At 62.0% G+C, this 20,742-nt stretch carries 14 protein-coding genes; 5 read left to right on the top strand and 9 right to left on the bottom strand.

Annotation, left to right across the window (positions count from 1 at the left end):
- Positions 1 to 129 precede the first annotated feature (129 nt).
- Both NKJ26_RS14955 and NKJ26_RS14950 read right to left on the bottom strand, forming a co-directional pair.
- Positions 130 to 363, bottom strand: a complete 234-nt coding sequence (locus NKJ26_RS14955) for a hypothetical protein (protein WP_352695982.1) — start codon at positions 361 to 363, stop codon at positions 130 to 132.
- A 62-nt stretch (positions 364 to 425) separates the two neighbouring features.
- On the bottom strand, positions 426 to 1,406 hold the full coding sequence (locus tag NKJ26_RS14950; protein WP_352695981.1) for an NADP-dependent oxidoreductase: 981 nt from the start codon (positions 1,404 to 1,406) through the stop codon (positions 426 to 428).
- 488 nt (positions 1,407 to 1,894) lie between these two features.
- On the opposite strand from NKJ26_RS14950, the gene NKJ26_RS14945 reads away from it, so the two are divergent.
- The 4 genes from NKJ26_RS14945 to NKJ26_RS14930 all read left to right on the top strand — a co-directional run bounded on the left by NKJ26_RS14945 (position 1,895) and on the right by NKJ26_RS14930 (position 7,409).
- Positions 1,895 to 4,444, top strand: a complete 2,550-nt coding sequence (locus NKJ26_RS14945) for a caspase family protein (RefSeq protein WP_352695980.1) — start codon at positions 1,895 to 1,897, stop codon at positions 4,442 to 4,444.
- Complete coding sequence (locus NKJ26_RS14940; protein ID WP_352598138.1) at positions 4,441 to 4,800, top strand: hypothetical protein; 360 nt, start codon at positions 4,441 to 4,443, stop codon at positions 4,798 to 4,800. Before NKJ26_RS14945 ends, NKJ26_RS14940 begins: the two co-directional genes overlap by 4 nt.
- Positions 4,801 to 5,050: 250 nt before the next feature.
- Positions 5,051 to 6,157 carry an OmpA family protein gene (locus NKJ26_RS14935; protein WP_352695979.1) on the top strand — a complete coding sequence of 369 codons (1,107 nt, stop codon included), beginning with the start codon at positions 5,051 to 5,053 and terminating at the stop codon, positions 6,155 to 6,157.
- A 7-nt stretch (positions 6,158 to 6,164) separates the two neighbouring features.
- On the top strand, positions 6,165 to 7,409 hold the full coding sequence (locus tag NKJ26_RS14930) for a caspase family protein (protein ID WP_352695978.1): 1,245 nt from the start codon (positions 6,165 to 6,167) through the stop codon (positions 7,407 to 7,409).
- Positions 7,410 to 7,456: 47 nt separating this feature from the next.
- Here the strand turns inward: NKJ26_RS14930 and NKJ26_RS14925 are convergent, their stop codons facing one another.
- On the bottom strand, positions 7,457 to 8,035 hold the full coding sequence (locus tag NKJ26_RS14925; RefSeq protein ID WP_352598335.1) for a DUF6931 family protein: 579 nt from the start codon (positions 8,033 to 8,035) through the stop codon (positions 7,457 to 7,459).
- Between the two features lie 192 nt (positions 8,036 to 8,227).
- Here NKJ26_RS14925 and NKJ26_RS14920 point away from each other — a divergent pair, with 192 nt between their 5' ends.
- Positions 8,228 to 8,764: an OmpA family protein gene (locus NKJ26_RS14920; protein ID WP_352598135.1), complete on the top strand. Its 537-nt coding sequence runs from the start codon at positions 8,228 to 8,230 to the stop codon at positions 8,762 to 8,764.
- A gap of 11 nt (positions 8,765 to 8,775) precedes the next feature.
- On the opposite strand, the gene NKJ26_RS14915 is transcribed toward NKJ26_RS14920, so the two are convergent.
- From NKJ26_RS14915 to tssM, 6 genes are all read right to left on the bottom strand, one after another.
- Positions 8,776 to 10,404, bottom strand: coding sequence for a caspase family protein (locus tag NKJ26_RS14915; protein WP_352695977.1), 1,629 nt, complete (start codon positions 10,402 to 10,404; stop codon positions 8,776 to 8,778).
- Between the two features lie 450 nt (positions 10,405 to 10,854).
- On the bottom strand, positions 10,855 to 13,221 hold the full coding sequence (locus tag NKJ26_RS14910; RefSeq protein ID WP_352695976.1) for a M23 family metallopeptidase: 2,367 nt from the start codon (positions 13,219 to 13,221) through the stop codon (positions 10,855 to 10,857).
- Positions 13,218 to 13,628, bottom strand: a complete 411-nt coding sequence (locus tag NKJ26_RS14905) for a DUF1036 domain-containing protein (RefSeq protein WP_352695975.1) — start codon at positions 13,626 to 13,628, stop codon at positions 13,218 to 13,220. Before NKJ26_RS14905 ends, NKJ26_RS14910 begins: the two co-directional genes overlap by 4 nt.
- A gap of 105 nt (positions 13,629 to 13,733) precedes the next feature.
- A complete protein-coding gene (locus tag NKJ26_RS14900) occupies positions 13,734 to 16,232 on the bottom strand; it encodes a protein kinase domain-containing protein (protein WP_352695974.1) in 2,499 nt (832 codons plus the stop codon).
- Between the two features lie 5 nt (positions 16,233 to 16,237).
- On the bottom strand, positions 16,238 to 17,011 hold the full coding sequence (locus tag NKJ26_RS14895; protein ID WP_352695973.1) for a PP2C family protein-serine/threonine phosphatase: 774 nt from the start codon (positions 17,009 to 17,011) through the stop codon (positions 16,238 to 16,240).
- Between the two features lie 159 nt (positions 17,012 to 17,170).
- Positions 17,171 to 20,722, bottom strand: a complete 3,552-nt coding sequence (gene tssM, locus NKJ26_RS14890) for a type VI secretion system membrane subunit TssM (RefSeq protein ID WP_352695972.1) — start codon at positions 20,720 to 20,722, stop codon at positions 17,171 to 17,173.
- Between the last annotated feature and the right edge of the window lie 20 nt (positions 20,723 to 20,742).

Genomic DNA, 20,742 nt, shown 5'->3' with positions numbered 1-20,742 from the left:
GCCGCCACGGTTACCTTACTGTCGGCCAATGCCGTCGGCCATATCGCAAGGCCAGCTTTATCCAATGGCGCAAGCGACGACCGCCCGATGATGGCTGCTGCGGTCCGATGAACTACAGCAGCCGGCGCATCAGTCTGCTAGCCGCGGATAGTCCGTGTAGCCGGCCGCGCCGCCACCATAGAAGGTGGCCGGATTGGACTCGTTGAAGGACGCGCCCAACCACAGACGCTCGATGAGGTCGGGATTGGCCAAAGCCCAACGGCCGATCGCGGTCATGTCTGCCTGGCCTGAGACGATGTTCTGGTCCAAGGCTTCGCGCGTGCGCCCGAGGCGCAGCACATCAGCGTCGTGGGGCAGGTCCATCCGGCCCACGCGGATTCCAGATCGTCGTCATGATAAATTCCCTTTTAAGTTTGAACGGGACGTCAGCGGGTGAAGTCTGCGACGATCTTGCCGGGTGCGTGGCCGGTGCGATTGCGCTCGATTGCGGAGGGCAAGTCATCGAAACCCACCACGTCGCCGATCGTCGATGTCAGGGTGCCCGCGGCGACCTGCTGGACGATCGCGGCCAGACGCGCGGTGTCGGGCTTGTTCGATAAGAAGACGCCGCGGCGGTCTGGCGGCGTACGCGATGCGAGGTCCGTAGCGGCGATGCTTACGAGAAGGCCGTCGGGCGACAGGAGTGCCCAGGAGCGATCCACGACCTCACCGCCGACGAGGTCGACGACGAAATCGATGTCGCGCGCAAGCAGCTCGAAGTTCTGCTGCCGGTAGTCGATCACCTTGTCCGCGCCGAGGGCCAGGACATGCGGCAGGCTCCTGGTCGAGGCGGTGGCATAGACGGTCGCTCCGGCCGCCTTGGCGAACTGGACGGCAAAGCCGCCCACGCCGCCGGCCGCGCCATGGATCAGCACCCGCCGTCCGGAGAGGTCGAAATCCGCGGCCTGAATGACATGCCAGGCTGTCATCGCCGCGACCGGAATGGCCGCCGCCTCCACGTCCGACAGGGTTGACGGCGTCAGGACGAGCTTCTCGGCGTTGATGACGAGATGGTCGGCGTAGGCTCCGACGCCACCGAGGGCTGCCATAACCCGATCCCCGGACTTCACGCCCGGGACGCCGGGGCCGGTCCGAAGCACGACGCCGGCCATTTCGATGCCAAGCGTCGCGGGCAGGGTCAGCTTGAAGCGCTCGCGGAGATAGCCTTCACGGATTTTCCAGTCGATGCCGTTTACCGCGGCCGCCTTGACCGACACCAGGACCTCGCCAGGCCCTGGCTCGGGCGCGGATACGCTATCGACTGTCAGGGATTCGGGGCCGCCATAGGCTTGAAGACGTAAAGCCCGGCCGTGGGCAAGCCGTTCGGAATTGGAATCGGCCCGGTTGAGGTCAGCGGATTGTGTCATGTAGGTTCTCCTTCTTGGCGGAAGGTATGCGTTCGAAATCCGCGCCATAAGTCGCCGAAATTAGACAGTCCATCTCGCTGGAGAGACACTTGATGGACCTCCCGGGTGCCTTCGCAGGTAAGGAATTTAACCTCGGTTTTGCGTAGCATCGGCAGCGGCTGCCCAGATTGCTTCCGCGAGGGCCTCGGGCCTGGCGTCGTCTGCGCTACCCGCCGCAGCTTCGTAACGCTGATGGCCTTCCCTGCACTGCAGCCGTCGCCGGATGAGATTCGCAAATGCGTCGGCCCCGGACTCTGGTGCGTTTCGACACTCATTGCGGATGGTTCGCCTCTGAGGTAATTTAGAACTTACTTGGATGGAGAAGTGCCTGCTGTCGCGACGGCTTTCACTCTGTTGCCGTCTCGGCAGATTGTGAGTTCTTCAACGGACCTTGATACCGCAAGCTGGGGGATTGTGGTTGTCGGGTAGCAGCGGTTGAGGCAGTTGCCATGCTCCGGCTTTGCGGGCTTATCGCGGTCTTCCTCGTAGCGATCTTTACGGCTTTCGACGCGTCGGCCGATCGAAGGGTCGCCCTGGTGATCGGCAATTCCGAATACCGGGAAATCCCCGCCCTCAAGAATCCGGACAAGGATGCCGACGACGTATCCAAGACGTTCCGGCTGGCCGGCTTCGAGGTGTTCGTCGCCAAGGATCTCACAAAGCTGCGGTTCGAGGAGCAGTTCCGCAACTACCTCGCGGCGGCCGACGGCGCCGATCTGTCCGTCGTCTACTATTCAGGTCACGGGTTTCAGATCGGTGGTGAGAATTTCCTGATCCCCGTGGACGCCTCGCTGAAGAATGCGGCCGACATAGAGGTCCAGGCGGTCAAGCTGAACGATGTCCTGCAGCAATTGCGCGCGAAATCGAAGATCCAGGTGATCATCCTCGATGCCTGCCGCAACAATCCGTTTCCGCGCAAGGATTATTGGCTGAGAGACCAGCTGATCACGGCGGGCAACACCGGCCTTGCACAGGTCAAAAGCTCCTTGAACACGCTGATTGCCTTTGCCACCGAGCCAGGGGCGGTTGCCTATGATGGAGCGGGAGACCTCAGCCCGTTTTCATCTGCATTCTCCAGGCGCGCACTGGCTCCGAACCAGGAGATACGCACGGTCATGGCCGCGGTGCGCCGCGATGTGGTCGAGGCCACCGACGGCAAGCAGGTTCCGTGGGAAAACTCCTCGCTCATCGACGAGGTTGTCCTGATGCGCCGCACCAGCCGGCCCTCGCTGCCGCCGGTTCTGGAAAAGGTCGTGCCGTCGGGTGTCGGCCCTGTTGCTCTGGACCTGCCGGAACCAGTCGATGTCGATGGCGGAGCCATCACCGTAAGCATCGAGAGACCACCCGCTTTCGGGCACCTGCTGCTGGACGGCAAGGCTGTCGCGGTCGGCCAGCCTATCCAGGGCAAGGATCTGCCGCGTTTGCAAATGGATATCCCCAAGGGGAACGCCGCGCAGGACGAGGTGGATATGCTGGCCTACGCCACGCATGACAATTGGGGCGGCCAAACCCAGGGCATCCTGGTGTTTCGCGTCAGGAGTGGCGAAGGCGCCCAGGGCGAACGGATTGTGGCCTCGCTTGAGACCGAGCAGAAACAGCAGGTGCTGGAGCGCGGCATCCATATCACCGGCGCCGCCGAGGCGATCGAAAATCGCGAGATCAGCGTCCCGGTGGGAGTAGGCCCGGTTTCGCTGAAGCTGGACTTCCCGACCAAGGACCCCGCCGTCAGCCTGAAACTTGCGAGCTACCCGGCGACGGGTACGCTGTCCCTGCCGGATCGTGCCCTGTCGCCGGAGTCGAGCCTGATGGCGGACGAGGTCGACCAGCTGCGCTACGAACCCCAGATCGGTGCCGCAGAGCCGGTCGAGGTCGGCTTTGAGATCCGGGCCGCCAGCAGCTCATCCAAGCCCGCCACCATGAAGCTGTCGCCAAGCGTCGATCCTTGTGATCAGGCTGCCGGCGAGCCTCTCGATCTGCAAGGCGTAGTCCCCGGCCTGCTGCCGAACGAAATCGGCGCGAGCGCCGTGGAGGCCTGCGAGGCTGCGGTGAAGGCTTATCCGGATGTGCCGCGCTTCCGCTACGAACTCGGTCGCGCGCTGCTGGCAGCCGGCAAGCTTGATGAAGCCAAAAAAGCCATCGGGGAGGCCGCCAAGAAGGGGCACGTGCGCGCTTTATATGAACTCGGCTATCTTTACACCACGGGAACCAGAGTTGCGGTCGACCAACAAAAAGCCAACGCCTTTTTCGCGGCCGCATCGGACAAGGGCGATCCCTATGGGATGATGGCATGGGGCCGTTCCTTGTTCAACGGTATCGGCGTCGAGCGCGATACCAGCAAGGGGCTGGACCTGCTGCTCAAGGCGGCGGCGATGGGCCACACCTACGCCATGAACGCACTCGCCGAGATATTCACCGAGGGTCGCAACGGCGTGACTGCCGATCAGGCCCGCGCCGTCGCCTTCCTGGAGGCCGGGGTCCAGCGCCAGGACATGTATTCGATGAACCTGCTCGGCCGCAACTACCTGTACGGTCAGGGAATTGAGAAGAACCCACAGACCGCATTGGCGCTTTTCCGGCGAGCTACAGCGCTCGGCCAGCCCTTCGCTCCGAGCCACCTTGCTCGCATGTACCGCGACGGCGTCGGCGTGGAGCGCGACCTCGCGGAAGCACAAAGATTGTTTGAGATGGGAACGATGCGGGGCGATCAGTTCGGTGCCATGGACCGCGCGGCTCTCGAAACGCAGAAGGGCGACAAAGCCGATCAGGCGATCGCCGTGCGATTCCTGGCATTCGCTGCGGCGCTGGATTTTCGGAACCAACTGCCAGAGGCCCGGGTGAACTTGGCAAAATTCGGCACCAAGGCGAAAACAGCGGCGTTGAAGCAACTGCGCGGAGAACTGAAGTCGAAGCTTCCCGTGTCAGGTTCGCTGGATGATCAACTGGTCGGCGCGGCCAGACGGGCCTGGGAGGAAGCCAACCCGCGTCGGGACGTGTTTTGATCAACGAGGAGACAATAATGGGCAGGGCATTGAAGCAAGCACTCATCGGAACGACTCTCTCCGGCGTCTTGGCAGTGCTCATGGGCTGCACGTCCCTAATGCACAAAGCCGAGCCAACGCCGGTGGTGGCAAAGTCTCAGCCGAAAGTCGTTCGCACGACGCCTCCGCCTAGGGTTAAACAGACGAAGGCGGCGGCAAAGGCTACCAAGAAAGTTGCCACGCCGGTTGAGGAAAAGGCTGTGAATGAGCCTGTCGTAATCGTTCCTACCACAGGTGGTGGGAGTGGAGCCGGCGCCAGCGGAGGCGGCACTGGAGGCAGCAGCACCGGAGGCAACAACAGCGGCGGTCCCTGGTGAGGAGAAGGCTGGCGCTCGGGCATTCCCCGGGGGCGGCCAGATAGGGAAATCACTGCTAACCAGGGCCGCAATCACCCCGATGCTGACTTCGTGTCCGGATGTTCGCCTTTTCCCTCCCTTTTCGTCAAAGGCGTACGCGTATTTTCCCCTTTGCGGAAGACCAGTGGAGTTGCTCGCCAAGCAGTCGCAAGTGCTCTATGCTCCCGCTCGGTGTCGTGTCGATACGGTGGTCCTGGGCAGGGGGCGTTCCATGTTCGAAATCGTCGCATTCTGGTGGAAAACGGGGTCCAGGGACCTCACCACAAAAGGTCTCGGCCTGATCGTCGCGCTTTGCGGCTTGCTGCTGCTCGGCTCGCAAGCCGCCAACGCCGCGCCGAACTGGACGCTTGATCCGTCCGCTTCGGTCATCACCTACCAGTCGGTCAAGAAGAACACGATCGTCGAGACGAACAAGATCAGGAACATCACCGGCACGCTCAGTTCGGCGGGTGACGCCAAGGTCAGTTTCGACCTCAATTCGGTCGATACCGGCGTCGACCTGCGCAATGTCCGCATGCGCTTCCTGTTCTTCGAGACATTCAAGTACCCGACGGCCGAACTCACGGCGAAGGTGGATCCCGCCGCATTCGCGGATCTCGCGACGAAGCGCAGGGTGAAGTCAACGCTGCCTTTCCGTCTCAATCTGCATGGCGTCGACAAGGATCTCGAGGCCAGCATCGTCGTCACCATGATCGGCGACAACATGGTGTCGGTCGCTTCGGAAGCTCCGGTCGCTGTCCATGTCGAAGATTTCGGTTTGCTGCCGAATGTCGACAAGTTGCAGCAGGCTGCCAATGTGACCAATATCGTGCCCACGGCGTCGGTGTCGTTCGACTTCGTCTTCACCGCCGACGGCAGCAAGCCGGCCGCAACCCAGACAGTCGCGGCCAGTTCGGCCGAGGTGGGCCCAGTTGCCACCGATGCCGCGAAGGCGAATTTCAGCGACGAGGAATGCCTGAACAGGTTCGCCGTGCTCTCGCGCACCGGCGCCATCTACTTCCGCCTCGCCAGCGCGCGGCTCGATGCGAAAAGCCGCCCATTGCTGACGGAGGTCGAAGGCGTCGTCGGAAAATGCCCGAGCCTCAAGGTCGAAATTTCTGGCCATACCGATGCCGACGGTTCGCCGGAGGCGAACAAGCAGTTGTCGGAGCGGCGGGCCCAGGCGGTTGCCGATGCGTTGATTGCCGCGGGCGTTCCGCGCAACCAGATCAGCGCCGCCGGTTATGGCGAGGAGCGGCCGGTTGCCGCCAACGACACGTCAAAGAACAAGGCACTCAATCGGCGGATCGAATTTTCCGCCAGCAAGCTCGTGAACTGAGGCTCCGGTGAGGTTCGATCTGATCGCCCGTTGCGGTGGCCTCTTTCGCGCCGCCGGCCTTGCGGCGCTCGCCCTGCTTTTGACTTTGACGATCGCCAATGCCGAGCGCCGCGTCGCGCTGGTCCTCGGCAACTCCCAGTACCAGCACGCGCCGCCGCTCGCCAATCCGGTGCACGATGCCCAGGCCATGGCCGAACGCCTGAAGACGCTCGACTTCGAGGTCGTTTCCGGCTTCGATCAGACCAAATCGCAGACACAAACAACCATTGCCCAGTTCGCAAAGCAGGTGCGCGGCGCCGACATCGCGCTGTTCTTCTACGCCGGCCACGGCTTGCAGGTCTCGGGCAAGAACTACCTGCTTCCGGTCGACGCCGCGCTGGAGGACGAAACCTCCCTCGATTTCGAGGCCGTGTCGGTTGATTTCGTTTTGCGCCAGATGTCGCGGGAGACCAGCATAAGGCTGGTGTTTCTCGACGCTTGCCGCGACAACCCCCTCGCCGAGGTGCTGGCGAAGACCGCAGGCGTCGACGGCGCAAGCAGCGGTCTTGCCGAGATCCCGATAGAGAATGGCGGCGCCGGCACGCTCGTCGCCTTCGCCGCCAGTCCCAATCAACTCGCCTATGACGGGTCTGGCCAACATTCGCCCTTCACCTCGGCGCTACTCCAGAACATCGGGGCACCCAACGTCTCTATCACCGAAGCGATGAACAAGGTGACCAGCGACGTCTTCAAGGCAACCGCCGGCAAGCAGCGTCCCTGGATCAACCTTTCGCTGACCACGGAGGTCGTCCTGCACAAGATCGATCTCAATGCGCCATTGATCGTGGGCGAGGCGAGCGCACCTCAGACCGAAGGTGGTTCCGAGGCGCGCAACACCGGCGCTGCAAGCGCGCCGGGCCAAAGTGACGACCAGCTTGCGCTCGATGTGCTGCGTCGGAAGATCCCCAGGCTGGAGTCGGACGCTCCGATCTCTTTCGACCATCCAATCGATTTCGGCGATCCGGCAATCGACGGCAAGAGCATCGCCCAGCTGATCAAGGGCAAGCCACTGTTCAGCCCGGTGGAGGGATTGGACAAATCGGTCTGGGAGGGCAAGCACTGCGACGGCTGCCATCAATGGAACGAGTCCAGGCTGTGCGACCAAGCGAAGAATTTCGCCGCCAACGATGTCTCTGTTTTGCGCCTGCAACATCCGCTTGGAACGCGCTTCAAGGTGGCGCTTGCCAAATGGGCTCAGGGCGGCTGCAAGTAAAGCTGGACGAAGATGGCATCCGTCCAGTTTCTGTCGGGATGGAGGCTCTAATAGGCATCCGCCGATTGGCGCAGCGCCTCGATCTCGGCCATCTGGATGCCCATTTCGACAAATGCCGAAAGAACGGAAAACCTGTCCGCGAGCGCGACACGGGCCAGTCCGGCCAAAATTCCGGCATTGACTGCATGAGCGGCAGGAAATGGCTGCAAGGCCGATACCATGGTCTCGGCCATGGCCGAGCCATTGTCACGCCATCCCGCAGCCAGCGCAATCCAGCCGGCCGGGGTCGTTGGCGGTGTCGCCGCGGCTGAGCTGATTGTCGCCCGATGGCGAGGACTGTCCGGTTCGCCTACCCAGTCGCGAACATGCGCAAGCAATTCGTGATCGGTCTCATGAAGCAGCTCTGTAAGGTGGCTCAGGCATTCATGCGCCCACCATACCGCGGCCCGCTCGGGAAGCAGGTAGGCACAGAACGTAATCGCTTCCTCGGGAACGCGCCCGGCGAGGAGGTCGCGGCAAAACGCGATCGAGGGCTGTTCGGTTGGAAGGGCTCTCATGTCCCGGGCAGCAGCAGGACAAGCCATGAAAAGATCCCGTGCCGTTTTGAACCGGAGCCCATTGGCCATGACCGCCACGCTTTCATCGAGAAGCTTCGGCCACTCAAGCCTCCGGCGCGGCGCTGGTCAAGTCTCAACCGGTGATCCGGCAACAACCGCCGGCACTATCCCTGCTCCCAGCTTTTATCGACAGACAATTGCCCTGGAATTTGGTACGATCACCCATCATCGAAATCGGATGCTCAAACAGGAGTAACCGTTATGCAGTGGGGCAGTTCAGCCTTTGTGTTGGCGGTCGTGTTTTTCCCGACCCATGCTTTCGCCGACCCGGTCCAGAAATCAGAAGACATCGTGAAGTTTTTTGCTGGTGCCGCCGACCTCGGCAAGTCGCGTGGAATTTGCGTCGGGACCGAGGAGGAGTGCAGTGGCAAGACCAAGGCGAAAGACGCGCCGGCAGAAAAATCCAGCCTCGATATGCTGATCAATTTTGGATTGGATTCGGCTGAACTCGACGCGACAGCGCGTAGTGAACTCGACGAGTTCGCCACGGCCCTGAAGGACAAGCGGCTAAGCACGTTCAGCTTCGTCGTCGAAGGGTTCACCGACGCCACCGGCACGGTGCACTACAACGAAGGCCTGTCGCAACGGCGCGCGCAGTCGGTGGCGGCCTTCCTGACAGCCCGCGGCGTCGAGGCTGCCCGCATCGACGCGATCGGCATGGGCGAAAAGAATCCGCGCAGTCCCAACCCGTACGATGCGGTTAACCGCCGCGTGGAAATGCGGATAAAGACGCAGTAGCGCGCCTGCCGTCACGGCTTGAGCGCGCCGCCCACTGCAATGCCGGTCCCGAAGATAAGCGCTTTGGTCAGGAAGTCATTGTTGTCTTCAGGCGGCGGCGGATCGTCTCTTTGCACCACGGTTTCGCGGTTGCGACGTTTCTGAACGATCTGCTGTTGCCTACGTGGTTTCTGAACCGCGGGTCGCTGCGTGCGAACCTTCTGCACCACCTGCTTTTTCGGCTGCGCCGCGCGGGCTTGATCGTCAGCGTATCTGGCGCGCACGGCTTCCATCATCGGATCTGTCTGGATCACGAGGAACGACAGCTGCTCGCGCGTCAGATAGTTGGTTTGCGGCAGGCCGTTCTTCGCCTGCCAGATGCCGATCGCCTGACGGGTCTGAGGGCCGATGTTTCCGTCGACGCGGCCAAGCTCGTTGCCCAACGCTTCGATGCGCAATTGCAGGTCGATACGTCCTTGGCGATCAAGCCCGATCGCGCTTTCCGTCAGTTCCGTGCCCGGGGTTTGCTTCACCTCGTCCGAAACGCCGACCGAGGTGCGCACGGCAGAGCCGGAACTGGCGTTCGCCTGATCCGTATCGAGTGCCGCGATCTGCCGGTTTTGGGCTTTCGGGTCGTTCAATTCGTCGATGTTCAGCCGCGCCACGGTGGCGAAACGGCCGTTCGGAAACTGGTCCAGATAGGCCTCGTAGAACGGAATTGAATTGCGCTTCGAAGCCTCGTCCCAAAGGCGTTGCTCGACTTCCCAGGAGGGAGGATCACTGGCAACAGTGGCGGGAGGGGATGTTGCTGCCGCATTCGATGCCGCAGCCACGGGATTTGCGGCAGGCGCCGCTGCCGCCACGGCTTTTCCCAGGAAAACCTCGCGTCCCAGCGATGCGTTGTGCCACGGCCTCTGGCGACCTTGCGTGGTTTCGGTCACCTCGCCGCGCACGCGCGTCAGCGCGCTCTGGATTTCCACGCCGGGTTCGGTCAGGTGCCTGGCGAGCGCCGTGGAGTACGGGCTGTCGACGCCGTTGCCGTCGAACGCGATGGCGCCCGGATCCGTTGCGTAGGCAATCAGCAGGCCGCCGGTTCCGATGCCGTCCGATTTTGCTTCGACCGGCGCCAGACCGGTGCCCAACGAGGTGGAGCGGCTTTTCGGCAGCGAGGCCGCCAATGTCCGTGCCAGCGGATTGTCGCGGCAGGCATCGAGGATGATGACGCCAATTGCCGGGTCTGGTGGCAACGCAGCCATGAAGTCGTCGATCTGGATCGTGCGGGTCTTGAGATAGGCTGGCGAGGTCAACTCGGCGTCGACCGGTATCATGTAGTTCTTGCCGTCGACCTGCATGCCATGACCGGCATAGAAAATGACCGCGAGGGCCGCATCGTAGGACTGTTCGGTGAACCGGCTGATGAGGCTGTGCATGCCTGCATTGTCCTGGTCGACCCCTTCGATCACCTCGAAGCCGGCGTTGCGCAGCGTCGATGCGATGAGGTGGGCATCGTTGGCGGGGTTGGGCAGAGTAACCGCATGAACGTATTTGCTGTTTCCGATCACCAGCGCGACGCGCTTGGCGTCGGGCGCGGCGGCCTCAGCGCTGAACGCGGCAAGGCAAAACAGGATAATGCCGTTCAGAAGGACAGCGAACGCTTTCATGGATCAACCCTCCGCCCACCGGGGCGCACTATTGATGTCTGCGCATGCTAAATCTCGTCAGCGACAAGGTCGCTTATGCCAAAAATGGCTCTTGGGCGTATGTGATCCTGACCGCCGTTTTGGTTCACAAAGCTCGAAAAAACTTACCCTATAATAACACTAGGCAGCAGGAGCACCAATAGTCTGAGAGACCCATCCAGTGCAACGAACCCAGGTCAACGGGTTCTCCGGAGGGTTGGTTGAGAAGCGTCAAACGAAAAAAACCTGCCTGTGCAGTGCGGTCGTTGGCGAAACCTGCACCATGAATGAATATTTACCATAGCTGCGGCTACGAAGTCAAGGAAAAAAATCCTACAATGAAAAGCCGCCGGCACCGCTGGTGTTGGCGTCATCAGGCCCTTTGCCAAGCTGAGTTCGGAGCCCTGGAGACCCATGCCGCGACGGGCAGGTTCAGAGCGTATTCTGAATCGAGCTTATGAGGGCCGTGACGGACTGCTTGTATTTTTCGAACTCCGGCGATGTCTGGCGGATCTCGCTGGTCGTTGTCTCCGGGCCAGCTTGCGTGGCTACACGGCTCAGCTTTTGGCCCATTTTCCTTTCTGCCCAATCCACCACATAGCTGGCGGTCTTGCCGGTGAGAAACGGGTTGGCCTGGATGACGGCCGATCCCAGTACGGCGCTCAGTTGCGCCCCACCCGACGCCGCCAGCACCTGATGCGCGCCTTCCATTCCCAGGAAATGACAGAGATAGAGCCGGCCGGCTGTGATCTGGTGGCCGCGTGCCCGAAGATAGGCTTCGCCTTCGCGTGCCAGATTACGCACCATCTCGCGCGAGATCGTGGCGTCGTAGCGCAGAGCGAGCAGGTCGGCGGTCGACAGCGTTCGCGCAAGTTCAGGGCGGTAGGTGTTCATCATCCGGATCCAGGTCTTCGTTATGAATTGGCCTGCGCCGGTTGCTGAAGAATTTGGATTCTTGGCACGGGCGCTGCCACCACTTTCGACATGAACGATACGTTCGGTCAGCGTTTCGACAGCAGTATCGTTCGTTGCGACCGCGGCGGCGGTCACCGTGCCGAGCGGATCGATCGCCTCGCCATTCTGATAGAGTTCGAAATGCAGATGCGGCCCGGTCGACAGGCCGGTGGTGCCAACATAGCCAACGATGTCGCCGGCCTTCACCTTTGTGCCGACACCGCTTGCGATTGCGAATTTCTGCATATGCGCGTAGCGCGTCTCACGTCCGTTGGCATGCGCAATCTTGAGCAGGTTGCCGTAGCCGCCGCCGTCGCCCTGGAAGGTGATCTCGCCGTCGAAGGCGGCTGCGATCGGCGTACCCACGGGGGCCGCCCAATCGACGCCCTTGTGGATGCGAACAACTCCGAGAATTGGGTGCTTGCGTGGACCGAAGGTGGACGTCATGACCCCATTGACCGGCGTGACCATGCCGTTGGTGACCGTCAGCGAGCGAACTTGGTCATCGCCGGTAACGCATGCAAACTGACCGTCACTCTGCTGGAAGACGAAGCATTCGAGGCTCTTTTCAGTACCCTGCACACCGACATACAGCACGCGTCCGTCGGTCTCGCTCTTACCGCGCGGCGTTTGCGAATAGATCAGGACAAGGCGCTGATCCTCGCTGGCGAAGGCGTCCAGATCCTGTCCTCTCGACAGGTACATGATCGCTTCGCCGATCACGCTGGTTGGAACTTTGTTGCGTGCCGCCGTCGAATAGATTGCGTCGAGCAGGCGATACTGCCGCTTGTGCGCGCCTTCCTGCGGTGCGCCCGAATAGTTGAACAGATCTTCGCGGACCCAGGGATCGACACCCGATACGAATGCCCCAGCGGCGTTGCGCGTCAGCGTTCCGACAAAGACGTTCTTGGCGTAGATCGACACCTGCATGAGCGACATTGTCGGCGTCTCGCGCGTCGGCCTGAAACCACGCATGGCGACGACATAACCCGGTTCCAGGCCTCCCCGGTTGAAAAGCGCCTTCAGCGCTTCGCCTGCCAGCTCGGCGTCCTCGGCCGAGAAATGCGCATCGAGCGCAACGCTGTCCAGGCTGCGGTCATTGAGGATTTTCACGAACGTGTCTTCGGTCGCTTCGAACCGCTGGTAGTCTTTCGTGACGATCGCGACGCTCGTGTTGTCTTCGATCTGTGTCTTCTGGAATGCAGGGAGGGCTGCCTCGCCTGCATCGATCGTTTCACCCCAGCCGGCTTCGGGATCGTCGGTGCCCATCTGCTGCCCCGCAGCCGGAGCCTCGTCGGGAGCAGGCGAGGGCTGAAGATCGTTCTGCAGGTCCCCCGCCGGTGGTTGAAGGTCGTCCTGCAGATCGTTGGACACAGGCTGGGCGGCCTGCCGTTGCGCCTGGAAGAATGCGAAGTCCTCCTGCGTCGACGGGATCGTCGTCATGAATTTTTCGCTGGCGCTGAGCATCACATCCGACAGGATTTCGATCTGCGGAGAAACCCCGGCCTGATCGAGATTCGCCGGCCTCGCGATCGAATGGCCTTTCGACGTGGCATCGGCGTCGGGGGCAAGGGTAATCCACATCGGATCCCCGGCAAGGTCGATGATGGCAGGCACATAGACCGATGCATCGGCCGGCACGTCGTCCACTCCTTCGACCGCGTGAAGGTCTTCGTCTTCGTCGCCGAACGACCAATAATCCGCTGTGAGATAGAATCCCATAGCGATCGACAGCAAGACAATCACGGCAAGACCGGCAAGCAGCCGGCGCCAGAGCTTGCGTCTGCGCAGCGCAAGGCGCGCCTGCTTCTTCTGCCTGAAGCTCGTGTCGATACTGTGCGTCACGGGCTGCTTCCGGTCAGGAAGAACGTCCACCGCGCCTGTTCGAGCGTATCGACTTCGAGAAATTGCGCCGCGATATGGCCGCGCTGCCAACATTCGTCGATGCCGCGGATCGAGAAACGTCGTCGCTCGATACACATTTCGGTCGATCCGGTGAGGATCGCGTGGCCAAACACGTCCGTGGCATAGATGTAGACGTAGCGGTTCGTCAGTTCCTCGCGGATGACATTCACGCATTGATTTGCGCCGATGGTCCACCAGCCGTCGGTCTGGTCCGCATTGTCGATCTTCTGGGCGACCGCGAGATTGACGACGTCGAGCGTCTGGTTGCAGACCGTGAATTCGGCGCGTGCTTCGCGCGATGACAGCAGAGCCAGCAGCGCGGCGCCCCAGATGATCGCGAGCTTCATGTGGCCCGTCAGGGCAAGCAGGGCTCGAAGCGGATCACGCCGCTTTGTCGGCAGGTCGGCAGACGAGGGAAGCAAACACGAGCAGCGTTCCATTGGACGCCCATGCTATCCGCCGAGCCGGAAATACTTGGCAGTGGCGGAAAATTGAGATCCGTCGGTCTCGATTTCCTCGAGAATTTTGGGTAGCAGCACCGAGGCTGGCGTGGGCGTGGAGAACGCAGCCGCCTGAATATCCTGAGGGCCCGTGATCACCATTATGATCTGCGGCACTGCCTTTCCGGCCGCCTTGTCCGCGGCGCCGAGACCAATCGGGATGCTGAAGGTAGCCTTGTCCGATTGTGCGACGACGCGGTCGTCTAGATTGAACACCATGCCTTTATGGTCGATCAGCAGCACACTGGAGATGAGGCCGCCACGCGTCACCAGCGTGCCGCCGATCGGCGTTCCGTTCGGCACCGATGTCCGGTCGAGGACAAGCTGCGGCTTGTCGGCCGCGGTCTGTCCCAGAAAGCGCAGAAAATTGGTGACTTCGCATTGGCTCGGCTCAATCAGACGGACGCTGATGTCCGGCTCGACATGGAATTTTGCCTGGAAATCGCCCAGCATCCGTTCGAATGGCCGGACCGCCGTTCCAAATCCTTCGATCGCGGCGGCCTTCTCGGCTGTCGAAGTCATGGTTGCGTAGAAACAGTCGCCGCCGCCGAAGTCGCGAACCCAGGAGGCTCGTTGCGCGATGTCGTCGTCGACAACCGGGGGGATCGCTGGCTTGGGCACGTTCAAGGCGACGACAGGTTGGTCCGGCGGTCTGGTTGCCGGCGACGTCGCCTGTTGGTTCTCGGTGCTCGCGACGTCCGTCTGGCTTGCAATGGGTTTGGGCGCCGGGGGTTTGGGCGCTGGGGGTTGGGGCGCCGGCGCGGCCACCTTGGGCGGTGCTGATTGGCTGATCCGTGGTTCAGGCTTTGGGGCCTCCACAAGCTGTGGCTGGGCCGGCGGCGGCGCTGGGACCTTCTCTGCTGCTGATGGGGCTGGAGCCGTTGTGTCAGGCGGCGGAGCCGGGATTTGACTGTCGCTGGCCATCGTATTCGGCTGGATTGCCGGCTTTTCGGGCGACGGCTGCGCGTCCGTCGCGGATGGCTTCGGGGGGGCTTCGGTCTGCAAGGGGGCTTCGGTGGGCTTCGCCGGCTGCGGCTTTTGAGCCGCCGAGGCATCTGGCTGATTTTCAGCCGGCGGTGCGCTGGCTTCTGTTTTCGTCTGCGCAGGCGGAACTTCCTTTGCCGGCTCAGGGGCGTTCGCGGCTTTGTCCGTCGGGGCCGGCTTGGACGTTTCCGGCGCAGGCTTCGATGGTTCGGGCGCGGAGAGCGATATCTTGTCGGCAGTCGGCGGCGCGGGCGTCATAAAGCCGCTCAGATACAGGCCCGCGATCGAGGCGACAGCCAGCGTCGCCAAGGCAGCGATGGCTATGGTTCGGGTCTTTGCGAGCTTTCCGGGCACATCCGCCGTGACCGCGCGCGGAGGGCCGACGACCGGGGAAGGCTGCGTTGCGGACAAATGCGCGGGCCGGACATGCGGGACGAAGCGCTGTTCGCCCGGGCCCGTCGCCATCGGCGCGTCGTGTCCCGGGGCGTTGTGTCCCAAGACATTGGACGGCTGGGGCTGGCCCTTGGGATCAGGAGCAAGGGTTTGCTCGGCTGGCGGCAAAGCCGGCCGGTTGCGGGGTATGATGGACGTCGGCGGCGTTGTTCCTTCGTCTTCACCACGCGTCATTCTGGCGATGTCCGCCATGCTGACCGGCCGGTCTCGCGGATCCGGTTGCAGCATGGCTTCAACAATGTCGCGAAAATCGTCGTCGATGTCGGAGAGATCAGGCACGGCCCGGCGCTTTTCGATGATCTCGAATTGCGATCCGCTCATGTCGATCGGTTTTCCACGCAGAGCGGCAACCAGCACCAGCCCAAGGCTATAGATGTCGGACTGTTCGCTGACGTCGCCGCTGTACAGCCCGAGCTGTTCGGGCGAAACATAGTTGTACTTTCCGGCGAACTTTCCGCCGATCAGCGTCTCCCCGCCTACGGTCGCCGATCGCGCGATACCGAAATCGATGATCTTTGCGCGGTCCACCCGGCCCCCTGGCAGGATGATATTGTCCGGCGAGAGGTCGCGATGGATTGCTCCCGCCTGGTGCACGGCGCTCAGGCCGGATGCGAGGCGATGGCAGAGCTTGCGCACCTCTTCCGTCGGCATCCCGCCACGTCGCATGATGTCGAACAGCGACTCGCCGTCGACGAACTCCATGGCAAGGTAGGGACGACCGATCCCGGGATCGATGGTGAAGACGTGGTATCGCACGACCGCATCATGCGACAGGTGGTTGAGGATCGAGGCCTCCTTGCGGAACAAGGACAGGATCGTCTGGTCACGGGCAAACTCGGGCAGGACGATCTTGATCGCAACGTGGTCTCCGGTCTGGATGTTGTGGCCGCGGTAGACCTCGCCCATGCCGCCGAACGCGATCCGCTCGTCGAGTTCATAGATGCCGCTGAGCTGCGTGCCGACGGCGGTGTTGGCCACCTGCGGCGATATTCGCGTCTTGTCGTCGGCGCTCATCTGCCTCAGCCCTCCGCCCTGGACAAATCGGGACGAAGCGATTGTCCGTTGCGCCCTTGTCCGATCTTCACCAGCACAATGGTGACGTTGTCCGTTCCGCCCCGCGCCAGCACCGTTTCCAGCAGATTTTCGCATGCCGCTTGAGGTGTCGCCGATATTACGGCGGCCTCGATCTCGGCGTCGGTGACATGCGCCGTCAGCCCATCGGTGCTCAACACGAAAATATCCCCCGGCATCAGTTCGCCTTGCTGGAAATCGATGACGAATTCGTCGCTGACGCCGACCGCATGCGTGATGACATTGCGGCGCGGCCAGGTGAGCGCCTCGGCTGCACTGATCATGCCTCGGTCCAGCAATTCCTGAACTTCGGTGTGGTCCTTCGAGATCTGCGAGATCGAGGCGTTGCGGATCAGGTAAACGCGGCTGTCGCCCGCCCACAGGCAGGCAAACCGTCCGTCCATCGCCAACAGGGCGGCGACCGTGGAGCCGATGGTGATGCCGCGAGATTCCGATATGCCGCGGATCTCGGCATTGGCCCGGCTTAGCCTGTCCTCGAAGCGCGCCCGCAGATCAGGAGCGGAGCTGGCGATGCCGATCGTTGCCAGATGGTCGACAATGCTGGCAGAGGCGACCTCTCCGGCCTCATGCCCGCCCATCCCGTCGGCCACCACCCAAAGGCCGGCTCGCGGCTCGAGCAGATAGCTGTCCTCATTGTGCTCGCGGACACAGCCTTTGTGGCTCACGCCGAAACTGTCAAAAGGAAGGGCGACATCGCTCAATTTGCCACCAAGCGCTTCTCAAGCGCCCTCTACGGCGCACCGCCAGGCGCCCGCTCGAGCCACTTTGCCACAGGCTAGAACATTAGAGTACCGAAATTAAGGTCTGGGCGCCTGAGGCACATGCAGGGTCTCACCGCACTCAAAGGCTCGAAGCCCATCTCAAAACGCCTTCGGACAGCTGAATCCGGAAAGTGCGGGAAGGAAGAAGGGGTTGGGGCCCGAACCAGTCTGGATCGTATAGGTGACGTCGCGCCCGCCGATCACGAACCGCGCTTCAACATTGCTGTCGTTGCCGGTGACGGTGGCCTTGTCCAGCAGCCGCTTCAGCGCCCACGGCCCTTCGAACTTGACGGCGGATTCGCGCCCCGGCATCTCCGGGGTCAGGCTCAGACTGGCGGACCCGGAGGCCGTGCCGCTCGGCCAGGTCACGGTGCTCGGCGCGTTGCCCGTCTGGTTGCTCTGGACGGTCTGGCCGTCGACATCGAGCACCGCCGCATCCGCATCGCCATGCAGTGAGAACGGCGTGAAGCTCACGCTCACCGAGGGCACCGAACCGCCCTGGGGAAAAAAGGCGCTGCGGATTTCGGCCGCCAGCTGGAAGTCTTTCAACGTCGACTTCGACAGGTCGCGCCCGAAGCGCGCATCCTGTTTCCAGCTCCAGTCCTGACCGGTCATGTCGATCAGCGATGCGAGATTCTGTGCGAAGAACCGGTCCATCAGCCCGCCCGGGGCGAACAATTTCGCGAAATCCGCCATCGCGATGTCGTCGATACCATTGCCGGCGAAAGGATAACGGCCGTTGACTGCCGCCTCGCAAGGCTGAGTGACCGTCTGGTCGAGCAGCTGGTTCAAGTTCGCCACTGAGGTCTCGGCGACATTGCCTTCAAACTCGTCCGCCGTCGCATTGACCATCCGGCCGAGTTGCTTGGGCAGTCGCGAGACATTGGCGCGAAGGGTGGCTATCTGGAGCTGCAGATTTGCGTTGGCGCGTTCAGTCTGGGAGGGAACGTCGGCCGCCAGTTGCAAACTCTGGTGGATATCGCGGAAATTCTGGGTCAAGGCATCGATCGGGCGGTGCCCGGCAGGACCGCCGACCAGGACCTGGAACGATCTGAACTGCGCTTCTATGTCGGCTCCGGGGTTCTGGTTTTGCGCGCTTGCGGATCCTGTGCCGGCACGACTCTGCGATTTTCCGGTGGCGATTTGAATGCCAATGCGAGCCAGACCCTTGGCCATGCTTGCGGCGTCCTGTGGCTGGCCTTGAACCGTGATGGCTTCCGCGCCTGAGTCTTTGCCGATGTCCCGCGTCAGAGCTGTTTCGCCGGCGATCGCCGTGAACAGCTGTTCGATCGGCGAGTTTGGCGAGGCGACGGCGGAAAGCGCGATGAAGTGCGGCTTGTCCTTCAGCATCGCTTTGAACTTCAACCCGTCGAGAACGCTGTTCCACGCCGTTGCGAACTCCTTCCCATAGCGATCGAGAAGTTCGGGGCCAAGCCTGGGCAACTCCTGATCGATGCCGCCTTGCTCACCGCCGCCGCCGAGGACCCACTGGTCGTCGACGAGCGTCTGGGCGATGCGGGAGAGTTGCCCGAGATAGAAGCGGTTGAAGCCGGCATAGGTATAGAGGCCGGGAACACGAAGGCCTGACAAATCGCCGCCATCGAGACGCTCGAACACCAGTTGTGCTTCGGGGCCGCCTTTCTCGGAAACAGAAAAATCAAGCAGCGCTGCCGCGTATATTGCGGATTTGATCAATGCGGAGGCACGGTCGGCGAGGCTCATCCGCCCGAGCGACCGTTGGGCGGCCTCGACGAGCGGCTGGTTGAGTTCGAAAACCGGATCATAGGCATCGTCCAACGCAAGCATGGCGCGCAGGTGCTTTTCGAGTTGCTCGCGTCCTTCGCGGTTGTTTTCACCTGGATACCGGTTCTGCTCCCAATCCTGCTTCATCCAGGAAATGATCAACGCGTCGTCGACCTTCGGCGCCTTGCCGCCAAGCATCAGATAGATTTTCAACGGCTCGTAGAGAGCGGCGGGATCAGCCATCTCAGCCTGGATAGTCCGCTCGGCCTGGATCAGCAGGCGCGATCGCAACATTCGTTCCAGCGCTTGCCGGTAGGCCGTCTTGGATGCCGAAAGAAGTCTCTCCCGTTGGCTGAGACCGAACGTCTCCTCGATGGGTGTCGGCACATCACTGGTCTCGACTCCAGTCGGCAGATTGCGCAACTGGTCGAGCGGGCCGATGACGTTTTCTAGGTCGACATCGGTCACCTCGGTACTTTTGAGCAGCGCGTCCGCCGTCGCGCGATACTGGCTCATGGCCTGTGTGTTGGAGGCGATCAGCGACCTGTTGGCTGTGAAGCTCAGGGCCAGGGTGCCGAGGGCCGCCGCAGCGATCAACGCGATGGCGCAAAGCACCCCAAATCTGGCGATCGCCGCACGTCTTTCAGCCGATTTGTCGTACGAGACCCATCCGGATTCGGCAAAGATGACGTTCGTCAACAGATCATGCAAAAAGAAGCTTTTGCCGGTTCCGGAAAGATGGGCGCGGGCATTGCCGCCGAAGCTGCGGCCGATCGCGCCCAACACCTGATCGATTGGCGTTCCCTCTTGCGTGCCTGATGAAAAATAGAGTCCACGCAGGCTGACATTCACCTGGCTGCGGGCCGGATCGAACAGGCTGGCGATAAAATTCGAAATTCGGCCTTTCAGCGCACCAAATTGTGCCGGAAAGCCAAAGACGGATATGCGCGCGACCGGGTCAGCTTCCTCCTGAAGGCGGTCGGGCATCTCCTCTACGAGGCGTCTTGCCAATGCATCGAATTCGGCCGGAGCCTCGCCGGCCATGTTCTTGTTGCGATCCGTGGTCTGGAACGTCGCGCCCCAGACCTTGCGCCGGCGGGGCTCGTCGAAACCGCCAAAGTAATCCATGAACCCGGAAACGAGATCAGCCTTGGTGAAAAGCAGATAAACGGGAAACTGGATTTTCAGCGTCTCGTGGATTTCCCGCAGGCGACTGCGTATCTCAACGACGTGAGCGTTAAGTTGCTGATCGTCTGAGCTGATGAGATCGGCAAGGCTGATGGCCAGGATGACGCCGTTTATCGGTTGCCGTGTGCGGTATCTCTTGAGCAGAGACAGGAAGGCGAGCCAACTCGTCTTGTCGCTTTGAGCATTGGAGTCCTGCGTTGTGTAGCGTCCAGCGGTGTCGATCAGCACGGCCTTGTCGGTGAACCACCAGTCGCAGGCGCGAGTGCCGCCAACCCCGGCCACTGGTTGGGCGTCACCCGAACCGGCCAGCGGAAAATTCAGGCCCGAATTGACCAGTGCCGTAGTCTTGCCCGCGCCGGGCGGGCCGATGACGATGTACCAAGGAATCTCGTAGAGGAAGTTGCGCTTGCCGCTCGACCGTTTGAGCGCGGCGATCGCCTCGTTCATGCGGGCTTCGAGCACCGGTGAGTCGTCATCGCGGCCGTCATTGCGTGCGACCACAGTTTCGAGCTCTTTTTGCGCTTTTCTCGCCTGCCAGAAACGCAGGCCGTAGAAAAGCGCGAGCGCTGCCACGATCACACCAATGATAGTCGCGCGCAGCCAGGCAGGTCCGAGAGGGCGGGTATCGGCGAAGCGGATCAAGGGTCCGGCAAACCACACCGCCGCCGCGAAGCCGGCCAGCGCGATCATGCTGAATATCCGCAGCAGCCAACGCGTCATGGCCGCTTCCACCTGGCCGT

It is taken from the genome of Mesorhizobium sp. M0152 (genome assembly GCF_040322415.1).
Taxonomy (GTDB): Bacteria; Pseudomonadota; Alphaproteobacteria; order Rhizobiales; family Rhizobiaceae; genus Mesorhizobium.
The sequence above is the reverse complement of the archived record's forward strand: the minus strand, read 5'-3'. Positions and strand labels throughout refer to the sequence as shown.